The organism is Halorubrum cibi, from assembly GCF_900182635.1.
GTDB classification, from domain to species: Archaea; Halobacteriota; Halobacteria; order Halobacteriales; family Haloferacaceae; genus Halorubrum; species Halorubrum cibi.
In genome coordinates, this window is record NZ_FXTD01000010.1 from 50,535 (window position 1) to 73,532 (window position 22,998).

Consider the following 22,998-nt stretch of genomic DNA (forward strand, 5'->3'; position numbering starts at 1 on the left):
CGTCACCACACCCGCACCGTCAGGCGGTACTGGACCCCTCGAAGCGAGACGACGCGGCCGGAGACGGTGACGTCGTCGGCCGTCGCGGTCGAGTCCGTCGTCGATCGGTTCAACGTCGTCCCGAGCGTCCCGTGTCGGGTCTCGAACTCGACATCGGTCGCGTTCTCGGCGGTCTCGTTGAGGTCGTGGACGACGATCTGGACGTCGTCGTCGACGCCGAACAGCGCCGCGGGGTCGGTCTCGGCGTCGAACGGGCAGCCGGCGTCGTCCGCGAGCGCCGCGTTCCCGCCCGGCTCGAAGAACGCGACCGTACACGCCGGCGAGAGGACGCCCGGTTCGATCGGTGCGTGAACTGCGGCAGGGTCTCCGGAGGGATTCGCGGAGATGCCGAGCAGGTCGACGGTTCCGGCGGCGATCCGGTCGGCCACGAGCGGCGAGGCGGTCTCGCCGACCGTGAACGGCTCGAAGAGCGTCGGGACGAACGCGACCACGAACGCGAGCGTGACCAGGAACACGCCCGCGCCGACGGCGAAGTCGATCTGGGTCTGTCCGCGGTCGTCCCGTCGGGACCCGCTCGCGACGGGGGATCGAGGATGACGGGGAGGACGGTCATCCGACATAGATCCACACCCCCAGCGCGAGCGTCATCAGGGGGAGGGCGAACTTCACGCCGGAGAGGAGCTCGGCGTTCCGGATGTACCCGGCGATGAACCCCGAGAGCACGGCCTGGATCGTCACCGCGTGGAAGAACAACATCGAGAGCACGTCGGGATCGACCCCGCCACCGCCGAAGCCCCCGGCGGCGGCCGCCCCGCTCGACCCTCCGTCCGCCTGCGCGGCTAGCCCGCCCATCACGTCGATGAACTGCGTCTGGAGGATCGCCATCACGCCGAGCAGCGTCACGTACGTCATGACGATGATCGCCACCTGCATCCGCGTCCGCGATCGGCGTTCGCGCTCGATGTCGTCCTGGTTCTCGGAGGCCTGCGCCGCGGTCGTCAACACGTCCGTTATCTGTGAGGAGGCCTCCTGTGCCTCCGAGATCAGTTTCACCGTCCGCGCGAGCCGCGGGACCGCGTACGAGTTGTTGAACTCGACGAGGGCGTCGCGCAGGCTCATCCCGTAGTTCACCTTCGCGTGGATCACCTCGAACTCCTCGGCGAGCTTCCCGGAGGAAGTGTCCGCGACCGTCCGGATCGACTCGAGCAGCGTCTGTCCCGTGTCGTTGGCCGACGAGAGCTTCCGGAGGTTCTCCGAGAGCTTTCCCGTGACCGACCGCTTGGCGTACTGGTCCCACTCGTAGAAGGCCGTGAGCGGGATCAGCGTCAGGTACGCCGGGACGTACACCCAGATGAACGCCGACCAGACGGGGCGGCCGATCCAGCCGTCGACGGTCGTCGGCGCGGACCCCGACGCGACCGCGACGCCGACGAGCACCAGCGCGGCGGGGATCGTCATCGCGAGAGTGTAAAGCGGGTTGTCCCGCAGGAAGTGGTGTGGAGCGGTGAGGATCCGTTTCGTCTTGTAGGTCCCCTCGCGGTCGCGGATCCGGTCGAAGACGCCCGCGCGTCCCACGAACGCCTCTATCAGCCCGAAGTGGAGCAGCCCTTCGCGGCTCGTCTGCCGGAGCCGGTCGCTGCCGCCGTCGGGCCGGAGGAAGCCGTCCCCCGGCTCGTCCTGTTTGACGGTCGAGACCAGCACGAGGAAGCCGGCTCCGGTAAGCGGGATGAGGACGTACACCGTGGCGTACAGCAGGCGGTCGTCGGCCTCCCCCATCATCCCCATGATCACGAGGATGATGATGAGGAGCAGCGGGAAAAGCGAGAGCGTCATGTACATCTCCCCGAACAGCTCCAGCGTCTCGAGGGTCATCTCGCGCTCCTGTTTGGACGTCCGGAGGTGCTTCTCCTTTTTGTCCTTCAAGAACGGCTCCATCTCCCCGCCGGAGTTGACGATGGAGAGCATGTCCGCGAGGAACTGCGACAGCTCCTCGGAGGGCGTCTCCATCGACTGGGTCCGGATCGCGTTCCGGTAGTCGGTCCCGAAGTACTCCGTCTCGTTGATGATGTTTTGAAACTCCCGCGAGACCTCCCCGTAGGTGTCCTCGGCGGTCGCCATCGCCCGGAGGATCTCCAGTTGGTTGAGCCCGCCGACGGAGAGCGCGTACATGAAGGAGACGGAGTCGGCGAGAAGCATGTTGATCTCGCGTTCCCGGCTCGCCGACCGCGAGTACGGGACTGCGAGGAGCCCGCCGAATCCCGTGGCGAACCCGATCGAGCCGAAGACGACCCCGCTCGTGAGGACCGCCACCGGGACCACGAGCGACCGAAGCAACTGCCGCGTTCCCGGGTTCGGCACCGGGATCCCGAGCGAGAGCGACTCCGGCGAGATCAGCCCGAGCGCGAAGACGCCGTACCCCAGGAGCGTCCCGACGACAGCGAGTGCGAGGCCGGCCAGCACTCCGACGCCGAGCGCCCGAGAGACGTACATCTCGACGGTGTCGGGCATCCGCGCCTCCGCGAGCTTCCGCTCGACGTCTCCGATCAGGTCGCCGTCGGGGTCGAACAGTAGGCCGAACACGGGGTAGAACAGCTGTCCGAGGAGGTCCCCGTCGACCGAGTCGCCGCCGACCCCCGCGTCGAGACTCATCGCCCCCTCCGGTCGGGAATCATAGCGTCACCCTCCCTCCTCGGCCGGCTCGACGGCCTCGAATCCCCACCCGTCGTCGACATTCTCGCCGTCGCTCGCGTCCTCGTCTTCTCCTTCCCGGTCCTCGTCCTCGCCTTCCCGATCCTCGTCTCCGCCTTCCCGATCCTCGTCTCCGCCTTCCCGATCCTCGTCTCCGCCTTCCCGGTCGTCCCCTTCCAAGTCCTCGCCCTCGCCTTCCTGGTCCATTTCCTCATCTCCGTCCGCCCACTCGCGGTCGATCGTCTCCGCGGGCGTCTCGTTCGGCTCGACGCCCCCGATCAGATCCTTCGTCTCGGCGTCGTCCTCCGCCACCGGACCAATCACGTCGATCCCGTCGTCGAACGGTCGACCGAAATCGATCTCGCCGTCGTCGTCCGCGTCCGCGTCTCCACGACCCGCCGTGAGATCGTCGCTCCCGTCGGGCGGTCCCGTCGCCTCCGCCTCGAACTCGGTGGCGTCCGCCGCGATCTCCGCGAGGGTCTCGCGCTCGGCGTCGGGGCGGGCCTCGACGCCGCGAGCCGGCTCGACCGCGAGCAGCGCGTCGGCGACCGACTCCGGAACCGTGCCGCGGTAGGTCTCGAACACGTCCTCGGCGTCCGCGAGGATCGCGGACGCCTCCTCGCGACCCGCCTCGTCGGGGTCCGGCCGCGGAACCATCTCCTCCTTGTCGCGGTCGACGTCGATCAGGACCGACTCCATCTCTCGGAGGTCCTCCAGTGACCGCTCCAACTCGTCGTTGGCCATCAACGCGAGGACCGTCTCGGGGTCGTTGATGAACGCCTGGAACGTCGCGGCCACCTGCGCGTAGCTGTTGAGCCCGCGGTCGATGAGGTAGGCTAAGACGATCCGGCGCTTGCGGATCTCCTCGTCGAGCGTCGCCCGGCTCCACCCCCGGTCGAACATGATCTCCTCGAGGACGTTCGAGTCGCCCATCCGGAGGAACTCGTCGGTCTCGGCCTGCCACTGGAAGACGTCTTGAACGTTGATCTCGTCGTTCTCGGCGTCGTAGTGGTTGATCTCCGTGAGCGATTTGTTCCGACGGACCTTCCGCCCCTGGACCCGGGTCGACGTCTGGATCGACACCAGATCGAGGGCGGTGAACATCGTCTTCGAGACGTTGATCGGGTCGGTGGTGAACCGTTTTAACACCTCGCCGACGGAGTCGGCGTGGAACGTCGTGTAGGTGGTGTGACCCGTCGACATCACCTGGAAGGCGGTCCGTCCCTCCTCGCCGCGGATCTCGCCCATCACGATGTAGTCGGGGCGCTGCCGGAGCGCGGCCTCGAGCAGGTCGAACTCGTCGACGTCGCCCTTGTCGTCGTCCGAGAAGGAGGGTCGCGTGACGGAGGCGATCCAATTGCGCTGGGGCAGTTCGACCTCGCGGGTGTCCTCGATCGAGACGATCTTCGCGTTCGAGGGGATGAAAAGCGAGACCGCGTTCAGGCTCGTCGTCTTCCCGGAGGCGGTCCCGCCCGCGAAGATCAGGTTCTTGTTGTTCTCGATACACAGCCACAGGAACGCCATCTGGTCGAGCGAGAACGTCTTCCAGTTGATGAGGTCGATCGGCGTGAAGGGGATGTCGTTGAACTGCCGGATCGTGTAGTTGGTCCCGTGATCGGAGACTTCCCTGCCGAGCGTGAGTTGCGCCCGCGAGCCGTCGGGGAGGGTCGCGTCCACCTGCGGGCGGCGCTTCGAGATCCCCTTACCCGAACGCTGGGCGAGCTTCACCACGAAGTCGTCGAGCTCGTCGGTCCCGTGGTAGACGTTGGTGATGACCTGCTCGTAGTCGGCGTGGTAGACGAAGACCGGCGAGTCGTACCCGTCACAGGAGATGTCCTCGACGTTGATGTCGTGTTTGATCGGGTCGATCCGCTCGTACCCGATAAAGTCGCGTTTGAGGTAGTACAACAGCTTCTCGACCTGGTACGCCGAGAGGGTCCGCGCGTCCTCCTCGAGCACCGCCGGCTCCGGGCGTGCGCTGACGGTCACGGCGGCGCCCTCCGTCTTTCCCTCCTCGTCACTCCCGGCCTCCGACGGCCGGTATCCGACCGCCTCGGCGAGCCGTCCCGGAAGCCCCTCCGTCGGGTCGATCCCGAACCGATCGAGATCGACCCGTCCGAGGAGGTCGGTCACGAACTCGTTCGTGCCCGAGGACTCCTCGTAGAGGCCGTATCGGTCGAGCAGGGTTCGGGTCTCCTCGGCGATGACGTCCTCGCGAAACGTCTCGTCGCCTCCCGCGATCGACTCGTCGGCGTACTTGATCGACGTCCGGAGCTTGCCCGTGAGGAACTCGATCAAGTCCGTCTCGATCCGCGTCTGGTACGGCTGGACCGCGTAGTACTTCCGCTCGTTCTCCTTCGTCGAGCGAAACACGATCACGAACGCGTACGGCTCGTTCACCCAGTAGCGCTCCACCTCACGGAAATGAGTCTTCTTGGGCATCGGAACCGCCTTCTCGAGGTCGTAGCGGTTCACGAGCGTGGTCGATCCGTCGACCGTCGAGAAGAACGCGTCCTCGTCGATATCGGGATCCACGTCGACGGTCCGCTCGTCGACGAGCTCCGAGAGCTCCGCGGCCGCGTCCCCGCCGGCAGAGAGCGCCTCGCCGATCCGGTCCGGGTCGAAACCCAACGCGTCGACCTTGTCCTCGTGGGTGAACGCCAGCGGCTCGTCCTCCTCATCGGTCGGGGGGTTCCCCTCTTCGTCGTAGAAGTACTCGTCGGCGTAGTCGTCCCACGTGTAGTACCCCTTGAGAACCGGGACCTCGTACTGGTCGTACCGGGCGTGACACCGGTCCCACAGGACTTCCCCGATCGCGGCGGCCGACCCGACCCGCTCCGGCGTTTCCGTCGGGTGAAAGCCGAGGAATTCGACGGGATCGATCGGGATCCGCTCCCAGTCGAGGTCCGTCGGCGGGCCGGCCGGAACCGGTTCGACGGCCGCGCCGGCGACGACGATCGATCCGGGAACGCCCGCCGAATCCACCTCCACGTCGCCGTCTACGGGGAACCGATCGCGGCTCGCGTCGCCGTCTGCGGGACCGTCGACGACGGCGTCCTCGTCGTGTCGGTCGTCGAAGACGGCACGACCGTCGACGACGACGTCGCGGTCGCCGACGACGAGCGTCCCCTCCGGCGGGGTCCCGTGGCCGCCGACGGCCTCGCTTCCGTCCGACAGGAAGGGCTCGTCGACGCCGGCCGCTCGGACGACGCCGTCGAACTCGTCGAACCGCCCCGTGACCGCACTCGCCGGTGCCGACGGAACGTTCGGCACCCATTCGTACAGGGTTTCGGCGACCTCCTCGTCGCCCCGTTCCGCGAGGAACTCCCGCCAGGTGTATTGGCCCACTCTGACGGGATCGCCCGAGGTGGGCCTCTCGGGTGCCGTACTCGTCGCTCTTGGGTCCGTCGCGGCCGTCGAAATCGAATCCGTCGTGGTCGAACTCGTCCCGTCGTCGGACGCGGGCGTCGCTTCCACCTCCCGGTCGCCGTCACCGTCCCCCGCGGTGACGGGATCGTGGCCCGCGTCCCCTCCATCCATAGGGGGAGACACCCTTCGCCCGTTGAAAAAGGTGTCTCGCAAATATCCGGGATTGATAACCCCGGTGTCGGGAGCGTGAACTTTTAGCCACCGCTCCGCGCAGTCGGGGACGTGATTCGTCTGCGTCGCCTCCGTCGCCTCCGTGATCGGCCGGTTCGCCGGCGGGTTCGGGACGCGATCGCCGAGGAACTGCTCGGGGATCCCCGGAGCCTCGCCGTCGCGTTCGGGCTGACGGCGTTCATGTTCCTCATCGGCGTGGACTACTACGCCGCAACGCTCCCGGAGGTTCCGACGGTGCTGTGGCCGCTTTACGCCGACTCAGCGGTGGCGGTCGCGCTCGGCGCGCTCTCGCTCGCGACGCTTCTGCCGACGGTCGGATCCGGCGACTCGGTGACCGAGACCCCCGCGAACCGGTCGCTCGCGTACCTCCACACGGTCTCGTTCGTCTGGCTCGTCCAGTTCGGACTGTGGCCGCTCGTCTCCCTGAACCTGGCGTTCGAGTCGTACGTGACCGCCCCCGACGCGTGGATCTACTACTGGGGCGTGTTGGGGTCGCACCTGTGTTTCGTCGGGCTCGCGCTGCTGTTTCCGGCGTTCGGGCGGACGACCCGCGGCGCGCTCGGCGTCGCGGGCACGCTCGGCGTCGCGAACGTCGCCGTCGACTACTGGTTCGGCTACCATCCGCCGCTCCTGTACGAGCCGGGCGTTGGGCTGGCGCTCGCCACCCTCGGGATCGCCGGCTTCTGCGTCTGGCTCGCGAGCCGATCGTTCCGACGGCTGGGCGCCGAACCGGCGCGATCGCGAACGGTGCGGTAGCACTCGGCTTGCGAGTGATACGATTCGTGAGTGGTTACCTCACGGACGCTCGATCCGCAGCGCACACCGTCCCGGCCTCGTCGCCGACGTCCTTACTTGATCAGGAACACAGGGACGGTCGCGTCGTCGGTGACGCGATCGGAGACGCTCCCGAGCGACCGGATCCGCTCACGGGGCGATTTCCCCTCGGGACTCATCACGATCACGTCGATCCCGGCCTCCTCCGCGTATCCGACGATCTCGGTGTCCGGCGTCCCGTGGATAACGCTGGTCTCGACGTCGAGCCCAGCCTCCTCGGCCCGCTCCGCGACCGCGGCGACCGCCTCCTCGCCCTGCGTCTCGAGGTCGTCGACGATCTCGTCGTGGAGGTCGCCCGAGCTCGCGTTCGCCACCCGCCGGTCCACGACGTACAGCGCGTGAACGGTCGCGTCGTGATGAATCGCCAGCGGGATCGCGTGTTCGAGCGACCGCTCGACTCCCTCGCTGCCGTCGGTCGGTATCAGGACGTCGTCGTACATGCGCTTCCGTTCGCGCGGCACGGGCATAAGAATGGGGTCGGATCCCCGTCCGGTGGGGTTGCGCCCGGTCTCTCGGGACGCTACTCCGCCCGCCAGGGACCGCCGATCTCCTTGCGCGTCGCCGACTCCGCTTCTCCCTCTCGGAAGACGCTCACGCGGCCGGTCTCCTCGCTCAGGGTGACCGTCGCGACCACATCGGGCCGGACCGACGTCTCGATGGCGCTCATGTGTCTCGATCCCATCCACGGTTCGTAGGCGACGTCGTCGGCGAGGTCCGCCTCGCCGCTTCTCGTCCCGAGGTCGCGGAACCGGACCATCTGCGATTCGACTTCTCCGTCGACCGCGACGACGATCCCGCCGTCACACTCGAGGCTCACCGTCTCCGTGGCCTCGACGAACGCGTCCTCCGCGAAGACGGACCGACAACGGTCCCGCGGCCATCGGTTGTCGCCCATCGGATCCGCGTACGACCCGTACTCGCGGTCGGCGACGACCGCGAAGTACAGCCCCGGCCCCTTCACGTGCGGGTCCTCCCAGCCGTCGAAATCGAGACTCACGTGTTCCGCACAGAACGTCAGCCGGTCGATCACCTCCCGCACGCGCTCGTGGGTGCCGTACTCGATCGCGAGGCTACTCATCGGTCCCCCGTTCGAAACCCGTCTCGTCGGCGACGACCGTCTCCATACTCCAAGGACGGACGGCCCGCATATAAGGGGTTTCGAGTCGGCGCCGCGGTCGCCCCAACCCCTTCGACCGGCCGGCCCTCACGGCCTCAACAGGCCGGCGTCGAACCGGTCCGTCGCGAGGAGGCCGAGGCCGAACGCGAGCGCGACGAGCGCGGGGAGGATGTTGCCGAACCAGACGTTGATCCCGCCCCAGAGGATCACGAAACTCACCATGTCGTCGAGCATGAACTCACAGCCCGCCAGCCGCTCTCGGACGGCGTCCGTCGCGAACGCGCGGTCCAGCGTGAACACGGCGACGACCGCCGACAACACCCAGCCCGCGTAGTTCGAGAGGGGGACGCCGTAGAACGCGCCGCCGCCGAACGTCCAGAAGCCGACGGCGACCGCACCGGGGTCCAACACCACGTCCATCGCGACGACCGTCGCGCTCACGGCGACCAGCCGGACCGCGGCGCTCGACGCCCGCCCGCCGAGGAGCAGCAGGCAGAGCAGGTAGGCGTTGACGACGAGCGGGATGAAGAAGACCGGCAGCGCGATCGGGACCCCGCCGAGCATCGGGCCGAGGTCGATCGCGTACTCGAAGCCGCCGTACGGCCACCCGGTCCGGACCCCGACGCTCTCGATGGCGTACGTGTACGCGACGAGGACGCCGAGCCAGCCGGCCGCCCGCCGGTCGAAGAGCGGGAGGACCCCGACCACGAGCGGCGATCGCATCACGCAGACGCCGAACAGCACGAACCAGGGGTGGAAGGCGAACGGTTCTGGGATCCAGCCCTCCGCGCTTCCGACGAGCGTCACCGCTCCGACGGCCGGGAACAACACGGCGATCGTGAAGCGGTTCTCGCGGACGACCCGGTCGAGTAACGCCTCGGTTCCCTCGCGAGTGCTCGGCAGCCGATCCCGGAGCGCCTCCGCCTCGGAGTCCGTCTGCGCTCCGGAACTCGCGTCCGTCGTCGACGCCCCGTCGTCGCTCATCCGAGGGCCTCCCAGACGGGGTACACCCGCCAGAGTCCGCCCATCGCCAGCAGGGTCCCGACCGCGGTGTTGAGCGCCGGGAACCACCAGTAGGCGCGGTCGACCGCGACCGACGAGCTCGCGACCCACGTCACGAAGACCGGGTACACGCCGAGGAGCGCGCCGAGCCGGAGGTCGACCGCGGCGAACACGACCGCGGCGGCGACCCAGCAGGCGAGACAGTACGCGTACGTCCGCGGCTCGCCGAGTAGCGTCGCAGTCGTCCGGATCCCGGCCGCCCGGTCGGGCTCGATGTCGGGGATCGCGGAGAACGTGTGCATCCCCATCGTCCACAGCCACGCGCCCGCGAGCGCCGCGGTCGGGGGAACCGTCCCCGCGACCGTCGCGTACGCGGCCGCTCCAGGGAGAATATAGAGTCCGTTCGAGACGGAGTCCGCGAAGGGTGTCGTCTTGAACCGGAGCGGCGGCGCGCTGTACCCCGCGGCGAGGACGAAGAAGCCGGCCAGAAACGGCCACGCGACCCGCGGCGTGAGCGCGAACGTCCCGACCCCGAGGGCGGCCGCGACGACCACCGCGAGGAGCGCGAGTCGGTTCCCCCGCCACCGTGCCTCCCGGTTGCCCTTCTTCGGGTTGTGCTCGTCGACGTCGGCGTCGAAGACGTCGTTCACGCCGTACAGATAGACGTTGGCCGGCACGAGGAAGTAGCCGGCGAGCGCGAGCGTCGTCGGCGTGAACAGCCCGTCCACTCCGTCGATCCCGTACGTGACGCCGACCGCGACGGGGCCGGCGAGGTAGAGCCAGAAGCGCGGCCGCGAGAGCACGATCAGGTACCGGAAGTGCTCGACGAAACCGTCCTCGACCGCGTCGCTGGCGGCGGAGGGGGCGGTCACGAATCCGGGATCGTGTCCGCGATCCGTTCGGCGGTCAGTCCTCCGCTTATCAGACACATCGGGACGCCGATTCCCGGCGTCGTCGTCGCGCCGGTGAAGTAGAGCCCGTCGACCGCGTTCGACCGGTGCGGCGGCCGGAACAGCGACGTCTGCCGGAGGGTGTGTGCGAGCCCGAGCGCGCTCCCGTCGTAGCTGTTGTAGCGGTCCGCGAAGTCCTCGACGCAGAACGTCTCCTCGAAGACGATCCGGTCGCGCAGCTCCGTCCCCGTGTTCTCCGCGATGTCGTCGAGCACGACTTCACGGTACTCCTCGCGGAGTTCCGGCGTGTCCTCCAGTCCGGGCGCGATGGGAACGAGCGCGAAGAGGTTGCTGTGGCCGTCGGGGGCGACCGTCTCGTCGGTCTTCGAGGGGACACAGAGGTAGTAGGCGGGGTCTTCCGGCCAGGCGGGGTCGTCGAAGATCCGCGCGAAGTGCTCCTCCCACCGCGTCGGCAACACCAGGGTGTGGTGGGCGAGCTCCGGCACGTCGCCCTCGACGCCGAGGTACAGGAGGAACGCCGACGGCGCGTACGTCCGCGACTCCCAGTACTCCTCCGTGTACTGCCGTTTCCGCTCCGGCAACAGCTCCTGTTCGGTGTGGGCGTAATCGGCGTTCGAGACGACGACGTCGGCGAGATGCCGGTCGCCGCCGACGGTGTCGACCGCGAACGCACCGTAGCGTCCCTCGATCCCCGTGACCTCCGCGTCGACCACGAACTCGACGCCGAGCTCCTCGGCGAGTTCGACGATGCCGTCGACGACCGCGCCGAGCCCGCCGTCCGGGTAGTACACGCCCATGTTGAAATCGACGTGGCTCATCAGGTTGTACAGCGCGGGCGTGTTCGTCGGCGACCCGCCCAGAAACACCAGCGTGTACTGCATCAGCTGCTGGAGCTTCGGGTGATCGAAGTAGCCCTCGACGTGCCCCTGCATCTTCCCCAGAAGCGAGAGCCCCCACGAGTAGCGCAGCACGTCGCGGTCGACGTAGTCGCGGAGCCGGGGTCGGTCCTCGTAGACGAAGTGCTCCATCCCGATCTCGTAGGTGCGCTCGGCCTCCTCGAGGTAGGCGTCGAGCGCGTCGCCCGCGCCGGGCTCGTACGCCTCGAACAGCTCCCGGTTGTGCTCCATGTCCAGGAGGACGTCGACCCGGTCTCCGTCCTTCCAGAACACGCGGTAGTGCGGGTCGAGGTGGGTGAGCGTGTAGTACTCCTCGGGCGAGCGGTCGAAGTGGCCGAAGAAGCGCTCGAACACGTCGGGCATCAGGTACCACGACGGGCCCATGTCGAAGCGGAACCCCTCGGCCTCGAGGCGGCTCGCGCGCCCGCCGAGCTGTTCGTTCTTCTCGAGGAGAGTGACGTCCGCGCCGGCGTCGGCGAGGTAACAGGCCGTCGAGAGGCCGCCGAAGCCGCCGCCGATCACGACGACGGACTCGCCGGCCATGGCGTCGGTGTCGGGGGCCGCGTCCATACTCGATCCTCGGACGGGATCCGTATAAATACCACCACGACGGCCGCGGTGAATACCACTAAGTCGACGCCACCCGTACGGATCCCCGATGGAACCGACGGTCGCGATCACCGGGGCAACGAGCGGGATCGGTCGGGCGGTCGCCGGGGCGTTCGTCGACGCGGGCGCGTTCGTCGCCGTCTCCGGCCGCGACGGCGCGGCCGTCGACCGGACGGTCGCCGAGTTGAACGGGGAGACGGGCGAGGACGACGAGACCGCCGGTGACATCGCCGAGATCGGCGACGACGGGGCGGACGACGCGGGCGACGCCGATCCCGCCGGAACCGCCTGGGGCGCTCGCGTCGACGTCCGCGACGAGTTCGACCTCGAGCGCTTCTTCGAGCGGGTCGCCCGCGAGGCCGGCCCCGTCGACGTCGTCCTCGCCAACGCGGCCGTCTTCCACGGCGCGCCCGGCGAGTCGCCGACCGACGAGGTCGGCTACCGCGAGTTCGACGACGCCATGCGGACGAACGCCCGCGGGGTGTTCGCCACGGTGCGCGAGGCGGTCCCCCACCTCGCCGACGACGCGCGCGTCCTCGTTCCCTCCGGGTCGGTCGCCCACGAGTCCAAAGCCGGGATGGGTGCGTACGCGGCCTCGAAGGCCGCGGCCGAGGCGGTCGCCCGCGGGTTCGCCGCCGACCTCGACGCGACGGTGGGCGTCGTCGATCCGGGTCTCGTCGCCACCGACCTCACGGGGATGGAGCGCGCCCGCAACCCCGACAGCGTCGCGCCGCTCTTCGTCTGGGCAGCCACCGACGCGCCGGCCGAGGACGTCGACGGCGGGCGGGTCGGGCTCCGCGAGTGGAAGAAGGCGACGCGGTAGTTCGGGCGTCACCTCTTATCGGATGCCGGCACATCCCGTCGCGTGACACGCTCGACCGCCGCGCGGGGGAACGCGGGTGTGCGGTGCGGTCCCGCGCGGTTTCGGAGTGGGGAGAGATGCGGTTTCGCGACCGACGCACTCCCGATCGACACGCACCGCCCGTTCGCCACTTCCCCTTCGGTCTCCCGGCTCCTGGCCCACCGATCGCCCGCCGATCCGGACGCGCCCTTCGTCCGCCGATCCGGACGCGCCGTTCGGAGTCGGCTCACTCGGAGTCGACCGCTTCCCGGAGCGCCTCGGTGGTCGCCCGCGGGTCCTCGGCGGCCGTGATCGCGGAGACGACCGCCACGCCCGTCGCGCCCGCGTCGACGACCGCTCTCGCGTTGTCCGCGTCGATCCCGCCGATCCCGATGGCGGGGACGTCGACCGCCTCGGCGACCGCCCGCACGCCCTCGGGACCGATCCCGTCCCGCTCGTCGGGGACGTCCTTCGAGTCCGTCCCGTACACCGCCCCGACGCCGAGGTAATCCGCGCCGGCGTCGACGGCCTCCCTCGCCTCCGCCGGCGTCGACGCCGACACGCCAACGACCGCGTCGGAACCCAGCTGCTCGCGGGCGACCTCGGCCGGCAGGTCCGACTGCCCGAGGTGGACGCCGTCGGCGTCGACCGCCGCCGCGAGGTCGACCCGGTCGTTGACGACGAGCGGGACGCCCGCCTCCGCGGTCAGCTCACGGAGGCGCAGTCCGAGGCGATACCGGCTCCGTGCGTCGGTCCCCTTCTCGCGGAGCTGGACGACGTCGATCCCGCCGGCCAGCGCGTCGGCGACGATCTCTGGCGTCTCCCGCCCCGCGGAGCGATCGGCTCCCGTCACGAGGTACGTCCGCCACGACGAGTGATTCACGAGTGGTACGTTCGAGTGGTCACAAAAAAGCGGTCGGGTTCCGGCGGATCGAACGGCCGCCAGACTTGTGGGGAGGGCCGGGGGTTACTACGCTACTCGTCCGCGACGGACTCGATGACCTCGACGCTGCCGGTGAGCTGCCGGTGGACGTACGGCATGTCGATGCCGGCCTCGTCGAACGCCTCCTTCACCGCGGTCACGTACTCCGAGCGCACTCGGACGAAGTCGCCGCGGTCGGGCTCGTCGATCCACCAGCGTGACTGGAGTCCCACGGCGGAGTCGCCGAGTTCGACCACGCGAACCGACGGTGCGGGGTCCTCGAGGATCCCCTCGTGTGCCTCCGCCTTCTCGACGATGATGTCGGTCGCCTGCGCGATGTCGTCATCGTAGCCGATGCCGAAGACGAACTTCTGGCGGAGCGTCTCGTAGGCCACGGGGTTCGTCACCGCGTTGTTCGCGAGATCGCCGTTCGGCACCGTGATCCGCTCGTTGTCAAAGGTCCGGACCCGCGAGACGCGCAGGTCGATGTCCTCGACGCGGCCCGCGTTGCCGTTCCACTCGATCCAGTCGCCGACCTCGAACGGCTTGTCCTTCAGGATGAAGATCCCGGCGACGAAGTTCCCGAGCAGGTCCTGTGCGGCGAAGCCGACCGCGAGCGCGATCGCGCCGCCGAAGACGGCGAACGCCGAGAGGAACGCGCCGTATCCCGCGAGCGTGAACCCGATCGCGATCGCCGCGACCCAGACGACCGCGTTCGCGACGCTCGATCCCAGGCTCTTCACCGCCTCGTCCAGCCCTCGGGACGCGATCGCCCGCCCCACGCCGGGCACGAAGACGAGCTTCCCGAGCAACAACACGGCGACGAAGCCGGCGACGAACAGGAACGCGGCTTCCAGGAACCCTGCGACCGTCGCCGCGATCCCCGACAACCCGAACTGTAGTGGTACCATCGACGACCCTGTTTCGGCCGATATTCAAAGAGTCTGTCGGGAGGGTTACCGATCGTCGGAACCGCCCGCGCCGACGCGAGGGCTCGCGGGCCGCGGATCCAACGGTCCCTCGCCGCGGGCGACCGCCCGGAGCCGCCGACCGTGGACGTCGTCGTCGCGGATCCGCTCCGCGACCGCAGGAGGGATCCACGCGCCACGGTTCTCCGGCGAAGGTGTCGGCTTGACGCCGACCGGGCGGAGGTCGCTCGGGAGGTAGCGGGCGTACGTCGGGAGTCGCTCTCTGAGAGGAACCCCGCCAGCGTCGGCGACCGCCCGGAGTCCGTCGAGGTCGGGCCACGCGTACTGGGGGTTGACGTAGTCGTCGGTGACGGGCGAGACGCCGCCGAGGTCGTCGATCCCGCAGTCGACGAGGTCGGCCGCCGGCGAGAGGTTCGGCGGCACCTGGACGGAGACTTCGGGCGGCAGCGCGGCCCGCGCCATCGCGACCACCCGCCGCATCGTCTCGAGGTCCGGCCTCGCGAAGTCCGACCGCTCGTTCGGGACGACGTTCTGGACGATGACCTCCTGGACGTGGCCGTGTCGCTCGTGGAGTTCGCGGATCGCGAGCAGGCTCTCCGCGCGGTCCCGCCACCCCTCGCCGATCCCCACGAGGATCCCGGTCGTGAACGGGACGCCCTGCCGACCCGCCGCCCGGATCGTGTTCAGCCGCTGGCCGGGCGTCTTCCGTCGGCCCCCGCTGTGGGCGTCGACGTCGGCCGTCGTCTCCAGCATCACGCCCATCGAGGTGTTCACCTCGCGCAGCCTGGCGAATCCCTCCTCGGTGAGGTCGCCGGGGTTCGAGTGCGGGAGCAGCCCCTCCTCTAGGGCGATCTCGCAGGCCCGATACAGGTAGTCGTGGATCGAGTCGAATCCCCACTCGTCGAGCGTCTCGTGGATCCGCGTGTAGCGGTCGTCCGGCTCGTCGCCGAAGGTGAAGAGCGCCTCCGTACACCCCGCGTCCGCCCCGACCCGACACCGCTCCCGGACCTCCTCGGGCGAGAGCAGCGACGCCTCACCCGGCACGTCGTAGTAGGTACAGTACGTACAGGTGTACCGGCAGGCGGTCGTCAGCGGGACGAAGACGTTCCGGGCGAACGTGAGCCGGTCGGCGGGGTCAACGTCGGCGGGCGTGACCGAGAGCAGCCGCTCGACCGCGCCCTCCTCGACCGCCACGTCGACGTCGTACTCCTCGGTCCCGGCGAACACGACCGTCACTCGCGGTCGGCGTTCAAAAAGGATCGCGGTTGCGGATCCCCCGAAGATACCGGATCCGGTTACGTAACGGGCGGTCGGCGCGGTCGGACGCTTACGGAAAACACGAGGCGAGAGCCTCGCGCTTCAGCGAGCGGGGGGATGTCAAGCTTCGTCGGCACCGTCGGGGTTCGCCGGCGGCGATCGTGCGGTTCAGTTCCCGTACTGGAGCCCGATTTCGAACCGGTCGTTCCGCAGCCACACGCTCGCGGCTCCGACGGGGACGACGTACGTCAGCAGCACGATCGTGTCCCCGTACGGGAGGGCCGCGGTCGACTCGACGTCGAGCAGGAGGATCAGCGTGAACCCAAGCGCGGCGGTGATCGGTGCGATCACGTACAACGCGATGACGACCAGTCGGCCGATCGGACGGAGGGCGACCTCGATCGCGTCCCCCGGCGACCGGTCCCGGTACGACCCGTCGGCGAGGAACTGACGCCAGACGCGCATCAGCTGAGAGCCGCAGACGGCGAGTATCGCGACGCCGACCGACGTCGAGAGCAGCGACGAGAGCGTCCACTCGAAGAGCGAGAGCGCCATCGCGGCGAAGAAGCAGAAGAAGAACCCGCCCCTGAACAGTTCGCTCGCGACCAGTCCGACGTTTCGCTTGTAAAGCGGCGGGAGGAACGGAGCTACCTCGAGCGGGGTCGGCTCCTCTCGCCACTTTTCGGCTTCGCCGTCGTCGACCGGCCGTGCCGCGAACAGCGCCACGGTTCCGAACAGGACGAAGGTGACGGCGACGTCGATCAGGTAGACCAGTACGACCTCGCGGAGGTCCCAGCGAAAGAACACGATTCCGACGGCGAGAAACAGGTGCGTGACGAGCACGGAGCCGTCGTCCGAAGCGACGCCGAGCCCGTTCGACAGCGTCTCCTCGACCTCCGTCGGCATGCTTCCAGCGTACGACAGGGACCTCGCTCACTTGTCAGTATCGGCGGTGAACGGCGGAGACGCACGGTAAGCCCGCCCTCCGCGTTCGAGGTCGGCCTCGGTGGGGCCGGTTCGCTCACTCCCGAACGACCGCGACCCGCCCCTCCGACGCGTCGAGCGCGAATCCGGCCTCCCGGAGCCACGTCGCCGCTTGTCCCTCGCCGTGGATCAGCACCTCGGCGAGGTCGTCGGTCTCGTCGATGTCGGTACCGAGGCGATGGGAGTCGACCGCGGCGAACCCCGCCCCGACGTCCGCAGCGATCCGTCGGTGGTCGAGGTACGACGCGCCGTGGTAGTCGACGCGGAACCGCGGATGCGAGACGACGAGGGCGTTCGTGCCGCCGCCGCGACCGGGTACGACCGCGACGTCGGCGTCGCGGCCGGCCGCGAACAGCTCCCGGAGCGCCGCCGGAGTCGCGAGCGCGAGGTCGGCCATCACGACCGCGAGCGGGTCGCCCTCGCCGCCCGGTCGACGTTCCTCGAGGACGGCGTTGACCGCGTCTGTGAGTGGTCGGTCGTCGACGGTGACCGGCGGATCGAGGGGGACCGTCGGCTCGTCGGTCGGATCGAACCCGTCGGTCGCGAGAATTCGAGGACTGCCGCCGGCGTCGCCGATCGCCGCCAACACGTCGGCGAGCATCGTCCGGGCGAACGCGGCGCGCTCGGAGGGAGAGAGGGTGTCCGCGAGCCGCGATTTCGGACGATCGGCGGAGAAGGGGACGAGGACCTCCATTCGGCGGCCGCCTAGAACAGCGACTCGAGCTCGTCGCTGTCGTCACTGACGAGGTTGTCGAGGTTCTCGTCGCTCTCCTCGCGGATCTCGTCGAGGTTGTCCTGCGCCTCGATGGCGACTTCCTGGAGCTCCTTGATCCGCGGGACGTTCGTGACGCCCGCGAGCAGGATCACGGTGGCGACGAAGCCCGCGCCGCGGTACGGGTAGTCGCCGCCGCGGACCTCCATCGACCCGGTCTGCTCTTCGAGCCACTTGCGACCGCGCTCGATTCCCTTCCGGTTGAGGTACTCCGGCGGTCCCGCGAGCACGAGCAACGCGCGCTCCGCGCCCTCGATCTCACAGGGGAGCGTGAGCCGGCCGAGCGCCGCCTTGCGGACGAGGCTCGTGATCCGGTTGGTGGTGTGCGCGCTGTCGAGCTCGTCGCCGCCGTCGTCGTTGCGGAGCCGCGAGAGGAGCCCGCCGGAGCTGCGCTCCTCGACCTCCTCTTCGGCGTAGCCGACCGTGGAGACGCCGCCGCCCGACAGCGTGTTGATGATCTCCGAGGAGTCGACGACGCTCTCCGCGATCTCCTGGCCCTGCTGGATCTCGCCCGCACCGAAGAGGATCCCGAAGCGCCGGACGATCTCCTCGTTGATCTCCTCGTAGCCGCCCTGGACGGACTCGCCCGTCTTCCGCCAGGCGTCGTTGTCGAACACCATCAGGTTGTCCACCTCGCGGACGAACGTCTGGAACGATCGAGCCGCGTTCAGGGTGTAGATGCCGCCCTCGTCGCTGCCGGGAAGCACGCCGAGCCCGTAGACGGGTTCGGTGTAGATCCGCTTCAGGTGTTTGGCCAGCACCGGCGCGCCCCCGGAGCCGGTGCCTCCGCCGAGCCCCGCCACGACGAGGAACGCGTCTACCTCGTGGACCGGGATCGAGTCGATAGCCCCCTGTACCTCGTCGATGTCCTCCTCGGCGATCTCCGCGCCGAGCTCGTTGTCCGCGCCGACGCCGTGTCCCTTCACGCGGGACTGTCCGATGAGCACGCGCTGGCCCTCGGGGACGTGTTCGAGTCCCATGAGGTCGGCCTTGGCCGTGTTCACCGCCGCGGCGGCGCGCACGATCTCGGACCCCGTTCGTTTGTCGTACTCCAGGAACTTGTCGACGACTTTCCCACCCGCCTGTCCGAATCCGATCATTGCCAGTTTCATATTGAACTCCCTCCGTCTTTGAAACGAGCAGAGTGGGATCTGGGATATAAGGCTTCTGGTGACGTTACCAGACATGAGATCCGCACTCGCCGCGGATCACCCCCCATCACCTCGCCGTCGGTCGATCCGCCGGACGTCGTCGGCGGGTCCGTCGGGCTCGCCGATCGGCTGCCGACTCCCGTCGTTCCGCGTCCGTCGGTACGCCCGGCAACGGTCGCGGCAGAGGCGACGGTCATTCGACCCCCAGATACGCCGCGAGCGTGGTCATCTCCGAGGGGTCGAAGCCGAACGCGCCCGCGTCGTTGTCGGCGGTCGTGTTGTCGAACTTCAACGACCGGTACTGGTCGCCGCCCATCGGGAACCCCGGTACGGCCCCGAGCACCGTGAGCCCGATTCGCGCCAGCGGCATCGGCAGCGGGACGATCGTGATCCCCTTCCGTTCGGCCTCGTAGACGAGGTTCGTCACCTCTCGAAGCGTCAGCGTCTCGGGGCCGCCCACCTCGTAGACCTCCCCGACGTGTTCGTCGGACTCCAACGCGGCCGCGAGCATCGGGACGAGGTCCTCGACGTGGATCGGTTGGAACCGCGTCTTGCCGCCGCCGGGAAGCGGGTACAGCGGGACGCCCGGCGCGAACATCCCCTTGAGCCGCTTCGTGAACGAGACGAACTCGCCGCCCTCGCCGAAGACGACCGAGGGCCGGAACACCGTCCAGTCGAGGTCGCTGCTCCGAACGATCTCCTCCGCCTCTCCCTTCGAGCGGATGTAGGCGGTGTCGCCGTCGGGGTCGGCTCCGAGCGCGCTCATCTGAAGGAACCGATCGGCGCCGGCCTCCTCGGCCGCTCGGACGAGGTTCTCGGTCCCGGCGCGGTGGACCCGATCGTGCATGACGTTTCCGCCCTTCGGCTCGAAGAGCGGCGAGAGCGCGACCAGATTCACCACTGCGTCGTGGCCCTCGACCGCGGGTTCGACGGAGTCGTACGCCGTGACGTCGCCGACGGCGGAGTCGACCCCCTCGGGGGTCTCCGCCGGCGACCGGGACATCGCGGTCACCTCGTGGTCGTCGTTGACGAGCGCGCGACAGAGGTACGACCCGATGAAACCGGTTCCGCCGGCTACCAGGACCTTCATATCCCCACGATTGGCGAGGAACGAACGTAAACCTACCGCGGCGTCAGACGTTCAGACGACACGAGTGAACGCACACCACAGAGATCGATCCGGTCCCCGCCGGACTCACGTCCAGCGGTCGAGTCCCGTCTGGACCTGTGACTCCCGGATGCGCTCGAAGCCGCGGGAGACCTCGTCGGCGTCGACGCCCCACTCGTCGACCACGTAGGTCCGGGCCGCCTCGACGTCGGGTTCGATCGTCGAATCGAAGTCGACGTCGGCGACGGGCGGATCGAGGAAGAACTCGCGGACCGCCTCGGCGTTCGGGATCGAGGCGTCGCGCGACTCGAGGACGCCCCACAGGTCCCCGTGTTCGCGCACCGCCGACACCGCCGTCTTTGGACCGATCCCCCGGACCCCCTCGTTGAAGTCGGTGCCACACAGCATGGCGACGTCGACGAGTCCCTCGCGGTCGAGTTCGAGCGCCTCGAGCGTGGCCTCCAGGTCCATCAGCTCGGGGTTCCCCTTGCTCGTCAGCTGGCGGAGCGTCGTCGGCGCGCCGAAGAGCAGGGTGTCGTAGTCCTCGCTGCCGGCGTGGTCGACGCTCCCCGTCGCGGCCATGTGGGCACACTGGGCCTCCCCCTCCGCCGGGGCCTCGACGACCGGCACGTCCAGCAGGTCGAACAGCTCCCGGGTCGTCTCCTGGATCGTGTCGGTGAGTCGCTGGGTCCGCGCGGAGAGGCGGGCGGCCTCGACTGCGTCGCCCCGCTCCGCCGCGGCCGCCTGTCGTTCTTCCGCGCGCTCGCGCTTCTCCCGCCGCTCGGCCACCTCGTCGGCTTTCATCTCGGTCACCTCGCCGTCGAACACCATCACCGGCGTCAGGCCGTGTTCGAAGAACTTCGGGAGGCCCTGAACGACCCCGAGCAGGTTGGCGACCTCGGTGCCGTCGGAGGTCGTGTAGGCGTCGTCGTTCGTCCACTTCACCGTCGTCGTGAGGTAGCGGTACAGCCAGTTGTGCGCGTCGACGGCGACGACGCTCCCCTCGAGTTCCTCGAAGGCGACCTCCCGTATCGACGCGAGGTCGCGTAGGTCCGCGTTTCCCATTACCCGTCTGATCGGAGTTCCGGGGTATTAAACGGTCGAGACCGGCGTCGAGGACTCGGCCCCCCGTTCACGCCTCCCGATCGGTCACGTCGGTGTAGATGGCGAACCCGCCCGAGTCGTCGTCGTAGACCGCGTTCTGTAGGAGGAACTCCCGGTCCCCCTCCGTCGTCCGGCGCACGACTTCCACCGATTCGAGGCCCTCGCCGGCCTGAACGCGCTGGTTGATCCGCGACGCCCCCTCCTCTCTTCCCGGCGGAACGATGTAGGCGTCGAGGGAATCGTCGACGATCTCGGACGCCTCGTAGCCGAACACCTCCTCGAAGGCGGGATTGACGCGTCTGACGATCGGCTCGTCGTCCTCGTACTCGACCTCGACGGTCGGCTGGGTGAGCCGTTCGAACAGGAGCTGAAACCGCCGGCGCTCCTCCTGGAGTCGGCGCTCGGCGCGAGCCTGATCGACGGCGTTACTCACGCGGTTGGCCAGGACGGCGTACTGATGGGTTCCGGACTGTTTTCGGAGGTAGTCGGTCACGCCGGCCGAGATGGCGTCGCTCGCGACTTCCTCGCTGCCCTTTCCGGTGTAGAGGATGAACGGCAGATCCGACCGGTCCTCACGGACGGCTCGCAGGAACTCGATCCCGTTCATGCCGGGCATCTCGTAGTCCGAGACGACGCAGTCGGGCGGCCGCTCCTCGATCAGGTCCAGTCCCCGTTCGGGACTCGTCGCCGTCTCGACGGCGAATCGGCCGTTCCGACGTTCGAGATAGGTCGCCGTCAGATCCGCGAAGTCCGGGTCGTCGTCGACGCACAGGACCCGGATCGGGTTCGGCATGGTGTAGCATGGGATAACGGACAATTATGTGTTGCGATGACACACCCGACGAACCCACCGGCGATCGATCGGGTCGGCGACCGGGCCGACTACGTCGAACTCGCGGGGGCCAGCTCCGCCGCCTTCGAGCGCGCGCGAGAGACGATGGAGGGCTTGGCCTCGAAGGCGAGGGTCACGTGCTCGTCGGCGTACGTCTCCTCGTCGACGTGCGCGTGGTCGTGGACCCACGAGACGAGGCTCATCGCGTCGTCGGAGACGGGAAGCATCAGTCGCTCGTGCTCCCACTCCGGAAGCTCGGCCTCCACGCGGTCGCGAAGCTCCGCGACGCCCGCGCCGGTCCGCGCCGAGACGGCGACCGGGTCCGGCGCGAGCCCCGAGAGCGCGGCGCGTTTGTCCGCCAGCTCGCCGGGGTCGAGCCGGTCGATCTTGTTGAAGACGGTGACGATGGGGGCCTCGTTGCGCTCGTACAGGGTGTCGTGGCTCGTGACGAGTTTCTCGCGCATCTCCGGGACCGGTTCGCTCGCGTCCACCACGAGCAACACCAGGTCCGCGCGGTACACCGAGTCCAGCGTCGACTCGAACGACTCGACGAGCCAGTGGGGCAGGTCCGCGATGAATCCGACCGTGTCCGTTAACAGCACGTCCCGTTTCTCCATCTCCGCCCGGCGGGTCGTCGTGCCGAGCGTGGTGAAGAGCATGTCCTCGGACTCGGCGGTCCGCGCGAGGTCCGGGTGGCGATCCTCGTTCTCGTCGACGTCGAGCTCGGCGGCCAGCTGCCGCATCAGCGTCGACTTCCCCGCGTTGGTGTAGCCCGCGAGCGCGACGAGATCGAACCCGGAGTCGCGGCGCTGCTCGCGGCGGGCCTGCTCCTTCTCCGCGATCGACTCGAGCTCGTCGCGGATCTCGGAGATCTGGCGTTTGATGTCCCGCTCGACGCTCTCGTCGTACTCCCCGAGCCCCATGAACCCGGGACGCTCGTCGCGTTTCGCCAGGCTGGCTTTCGCCTCCGCGCGCGGCAGCTCGTATCGCAGCTCCGCGAGCTCGACCTGGAGCTGGGCCTTCCGCGTGTTCGCGCGCTGTCCGAAGATCTCGAGGATGAGCGTGAAGCGGTCGATCACCTCGACGCCCTCGGGCATTTTTCCCCCGATGTTGAACGTCTGGTAGGGTCCCACGTCGTTGTCGATCACGACGCAGTCGGCGTCGCGCTCGCGGACGAGGTCGCGAAGCTCCGCGACCTTCCCCTCCCCGAACATGAACGCGGCGTCCTCGGTGCGCGTCTGGGTGAGCCCGCCGACGACCTCGTAGCCCGCGGCCTCCGCGAGCCGAGAGATCTCGGTCAGGTCGGCGTCGCCGGCGTCGACGCGCTTGGCGACGATCGCCCGGCCGTCGCCGGTCCGATCGCCGTCGGTTCGCCCGTCGCCGGCTCGTCGGTCCCCGGCGGCGGCTCTTCCCCCGTCTTCGGCTCCTCGCTCCGGTCGGC

20 protein-coding genes are annotated in these 22,998 nt (G+C 68.9%); 2 read left to right on the forward strand and 18 right to left on the reverse strand.

Translation table 11 applies throughout. The annotated features are described in order from the left end of the window. Window positions 1-2: 2 nt before the first annotated feature. The 3 genes from FN829_RS12865 to FN829_RS12875 are packed head-to-tail and all read right to left on the reverse strand — an operon-like array spanning window position 3 to window position 6,228. On the reverse strand, window positions 3-620 hold the full coding sequence (locus FN829_RS12865) for a DUF7287 family protein (RefSeq protein ID WP_246066533.1): 618 nt from the start codon (window positions 618-620) through the stop codon (window positions 3-5). After that, window positions 610-2,649 (reverse strand): type II secretion system F family protein, encoded by a 2,040-nt coding sequence (locus FN829_RS12870; RefSeq protein WP_142987372.1) that lies wholly within the window; start codon window positions 2,647-2,649, stop codon window positions 610-612. Before FN829_RS12870 ends, FN829_RS12865 begins: the two co-directional genes overlap by 11 nt. A 27-nt stretch (window positions 2,650-2,676) precedes the next feature. Next, complete coding sequence (locus tag FN829_RS12875) at window positions 2,677-6,228, reverse strand: type II/IV secretion system ATPase subunit (RefSeq protein WP_142987373.1); 3,552 nt, start codon at window positions 6,226-6,228, stop codon at window positions 2,677-2,679. Between the two features lie 111 nt (window positions 6,229-6,339). Here FN829_RS12875 and FN829_RS12880 point away from each other — a divergent pair, with 111 nt between their 5' ends. Beyond that, window positions 6,340-7,044 carry a DUF1405 domain-containing protein gene (locus tag FN829_RS12880; RefSeq protein WP_246066534.1) on the forward strand — a complete coding sequence of 235 codons (705 nt, stop codon included), beginning with the start codon at window positions 6,340-6,342 and terminating at the stop codon, window positions 7,042-7,044. A 92-nt stretch (window positions 7,045-7,136) separates the two neighbouring features. On the opposite strand, the gene FN829_RS12885 is transcribed toward FN829_RS12880, so the two are convergent. The 5 genes from FN829_RS12885 to FN829_RS12905 all read right to left on the reverse strand — a co-directional run bounded on the left by FN829_RS12885 (window position 7,137) and on the right by FN829_RS12905 (window position 11,618). Further along, window positions 7,137-7,562, reverse strand: a complete 426-nt coding sequence (locus FN829_RS12885) for a universal stress protein (protein ID WP_142987374.1) — start codon at window positions 7,560-7,562, stop codon at window positions 7,137-7,139. An 80-nt stretch (window positions 7,563-7,642) separates the two neighbouring features. Beyond that, entirely contained in the window at window positions 7,643-8,200 is a 558-nt protein-coding gene (locus FN829_RS12890) for a diadenylate cyclase (protein WP_142987375.1), read from the reverse strand. A gap of 126 nt (window positions 8,201-8,326) precedes the next feature. Next, window positions 8,327-9,223: a bisanhydrobacterioruberin hydratase gene (cruF, locus tag FN829_RS12895; RefSeq protein ID WP_142987376.1), complete on the reverse strand. Its 897-nt coding sequence runs from the start codon at window positions 9,221-9,223 to the stop codon at window positions 8,327-8,329. Next, window positions 9,220-10,113 (reverse strand): prenyltransferase, encoded by an 894-nt coding sequence (locus FN829_RS12900; protein WP_142987377.1) that lies wholly within the window; start codon window positions 10,111-10,113, stop codon window positions 9,220-9,222. The genes cruF and FN829_RS12900 overlap by 4 nt, the downstream gene beginning before the upstream one ends. Further along, on the reverse strand, window positions 10,110-11,618 hold the full coding sequence (locus FN829_RS12905) for a phytoene desaturase family protein (RefSeq protein ID WP_142987378.1): 1,509 nt from the start codon (window positions 11,616-11,618) through the stop codon (window positions 10,110-10,112). The genes FN829_RS12900 and FN829_RS12905 overlap by 4 nt, the downstream gene beginning before the upstream one ends. Window positions 11,619-11,706: 88 nt before the next feature. On the opposite strand from FN829_RS12905, the gene FN829_RS12910 reads away from it, so the two are divergent. Then, window positions 11,707-12,480 carry an SDR family oxidoreductase gene (locus FN829_RS12910; RefSeq protein WP_142987379.1) on the forward strand — a complete coding sequence of 258 codons (774 nt, stop codon included), beginning with the start codon at window positions 11,707-11,709 and terminating at the stop codon, window positions 12,478-12,480. Between the two features lie 265 nt (window positions 12,481-12,745). Here the strand turns inward: FN829_RS12910 and thiE are convergent, their stop codons facing one another. The 10 genes from thiE to hflX form a co-directional block, all read right to left on the reverse strand. Then, window positions 12,746-13,381: a thiamine phosphate synthase gene (gene thiE, locus FN829_RS12915; RefSeq protein WP_142987380.1), complete on the reverse strand. Its 636-nt coding sequence runs from the start codon at window positions 13,379-13,381 to the stop codon at window positions 12,746-12,748. A 92-nt stretch (window positions 13,382-13,473) separates the two neighbouring features. Beyond that, window positions 13,474-14,331: a mechanosensitive ion channel family protein gene (locus FN829_RS12920; protein ID WP_142987381.1), complete on the reverse strand. Its 858-nt coding sequence runs from the start codon at window positions 14,329-14,331 to the stop codon at window positions 13,474-13,476. 45 nt (window positions 14,332-14,376) lie between these two features. Next, window positions 14,377-15,576, reverse strand: coding sequence for a 7,8-didemethyl-8-hydroxy-5-deazariboflavin synthase subunit CofG (gene cofG / locus FN829_RS12925; RefSeq protein ID WP_142987382.1), 1,200 nt, complete (start codon window positions 15,574-15,576; stop codon window positions 14,377-14,379). 198 nt (window positions 15,577-15,774) lie between these two features. Next, entirely contained in the window at window positions 15,775-16,512 is a 738-nt protein-coding gene (locus tag FN829_RS12930) for a DUF6498-containing protein (protein WP_142987383.1), read from the reverse strand. A gap of 115 nt (window positions 16,513-16,627) precedes the next feature. Continuing rightward, a complete protein-coding gene (cofC, locus tag FN829_RS12935) occupies window positions 16,628-17,284 on the reverse strand; it encodes a 2-phospho-L-lactate guanylyltransferase (protein ID WP_142987384.1) in 657 nt (218 codons plus the stop codon). Window positions 17,285-17,295: 11 nt separating this feature from the next. Further along, window positions 17,296-18,474: a tubulin/FtsZ family protein gene (locus FN829_RS12940; protein ID WP_185955760.1), complete on the reverse strand. Its 1,179-nt coding sequence runs from the start codon at window positions 18,472-18,474 to the stop codon at window positions 17,296-17,298. 232 nt (window positions 18,475-18,706) lie between these two features. Further along, on the reverse strand, window positions 18,707-19,603 hold the full coding sequence (locus FN829_RS12945; protein ID WP_142987385.1) for a complex I NDUFA9 subunit family protein: 897 nt from the start codon (window positions 19,601-19,603) through the stop codon (window positions 18,707-18,709). A 105-nt stretch (window positions 19,604-19,708) separates the two neighbouring features. Next, entirely contained in the window at window positions 19,709-20,686 is a 978-nt protein-coding gene (fen, locus tag FN829_RS12950) for a flap endonuclease-1 (RefSeq protein ID WP_142987386.1), read from the reverse strand. 67 nt (window positions 20,687-20,753) lie between these two features. Next, window positions 20,754-21,518: a response regulator gene (locus tag FN829_RS12955; protein ID WP_142987387.1), complete on the reverse strand. Its 765-nt coding sequence runs from the start codon at window positions 21,516-21,518 to the stop codon at window positions 20,754-20,756. 89 nt (window positions 21,519-21,607) lie between these two features. Beyond that, window positions 21,608-22,894, reverse strand: coding sequence for a GTPase HflX (gene hflX / locus FN829_RS12960; protein WP_142987457.1), 1,287 nt, complete (start codon window positions 22,892-22,894; stop codon window positions 21,608-21,610). Window positions 22,895-22,998 lie beyond the last annotated feature (104 nt).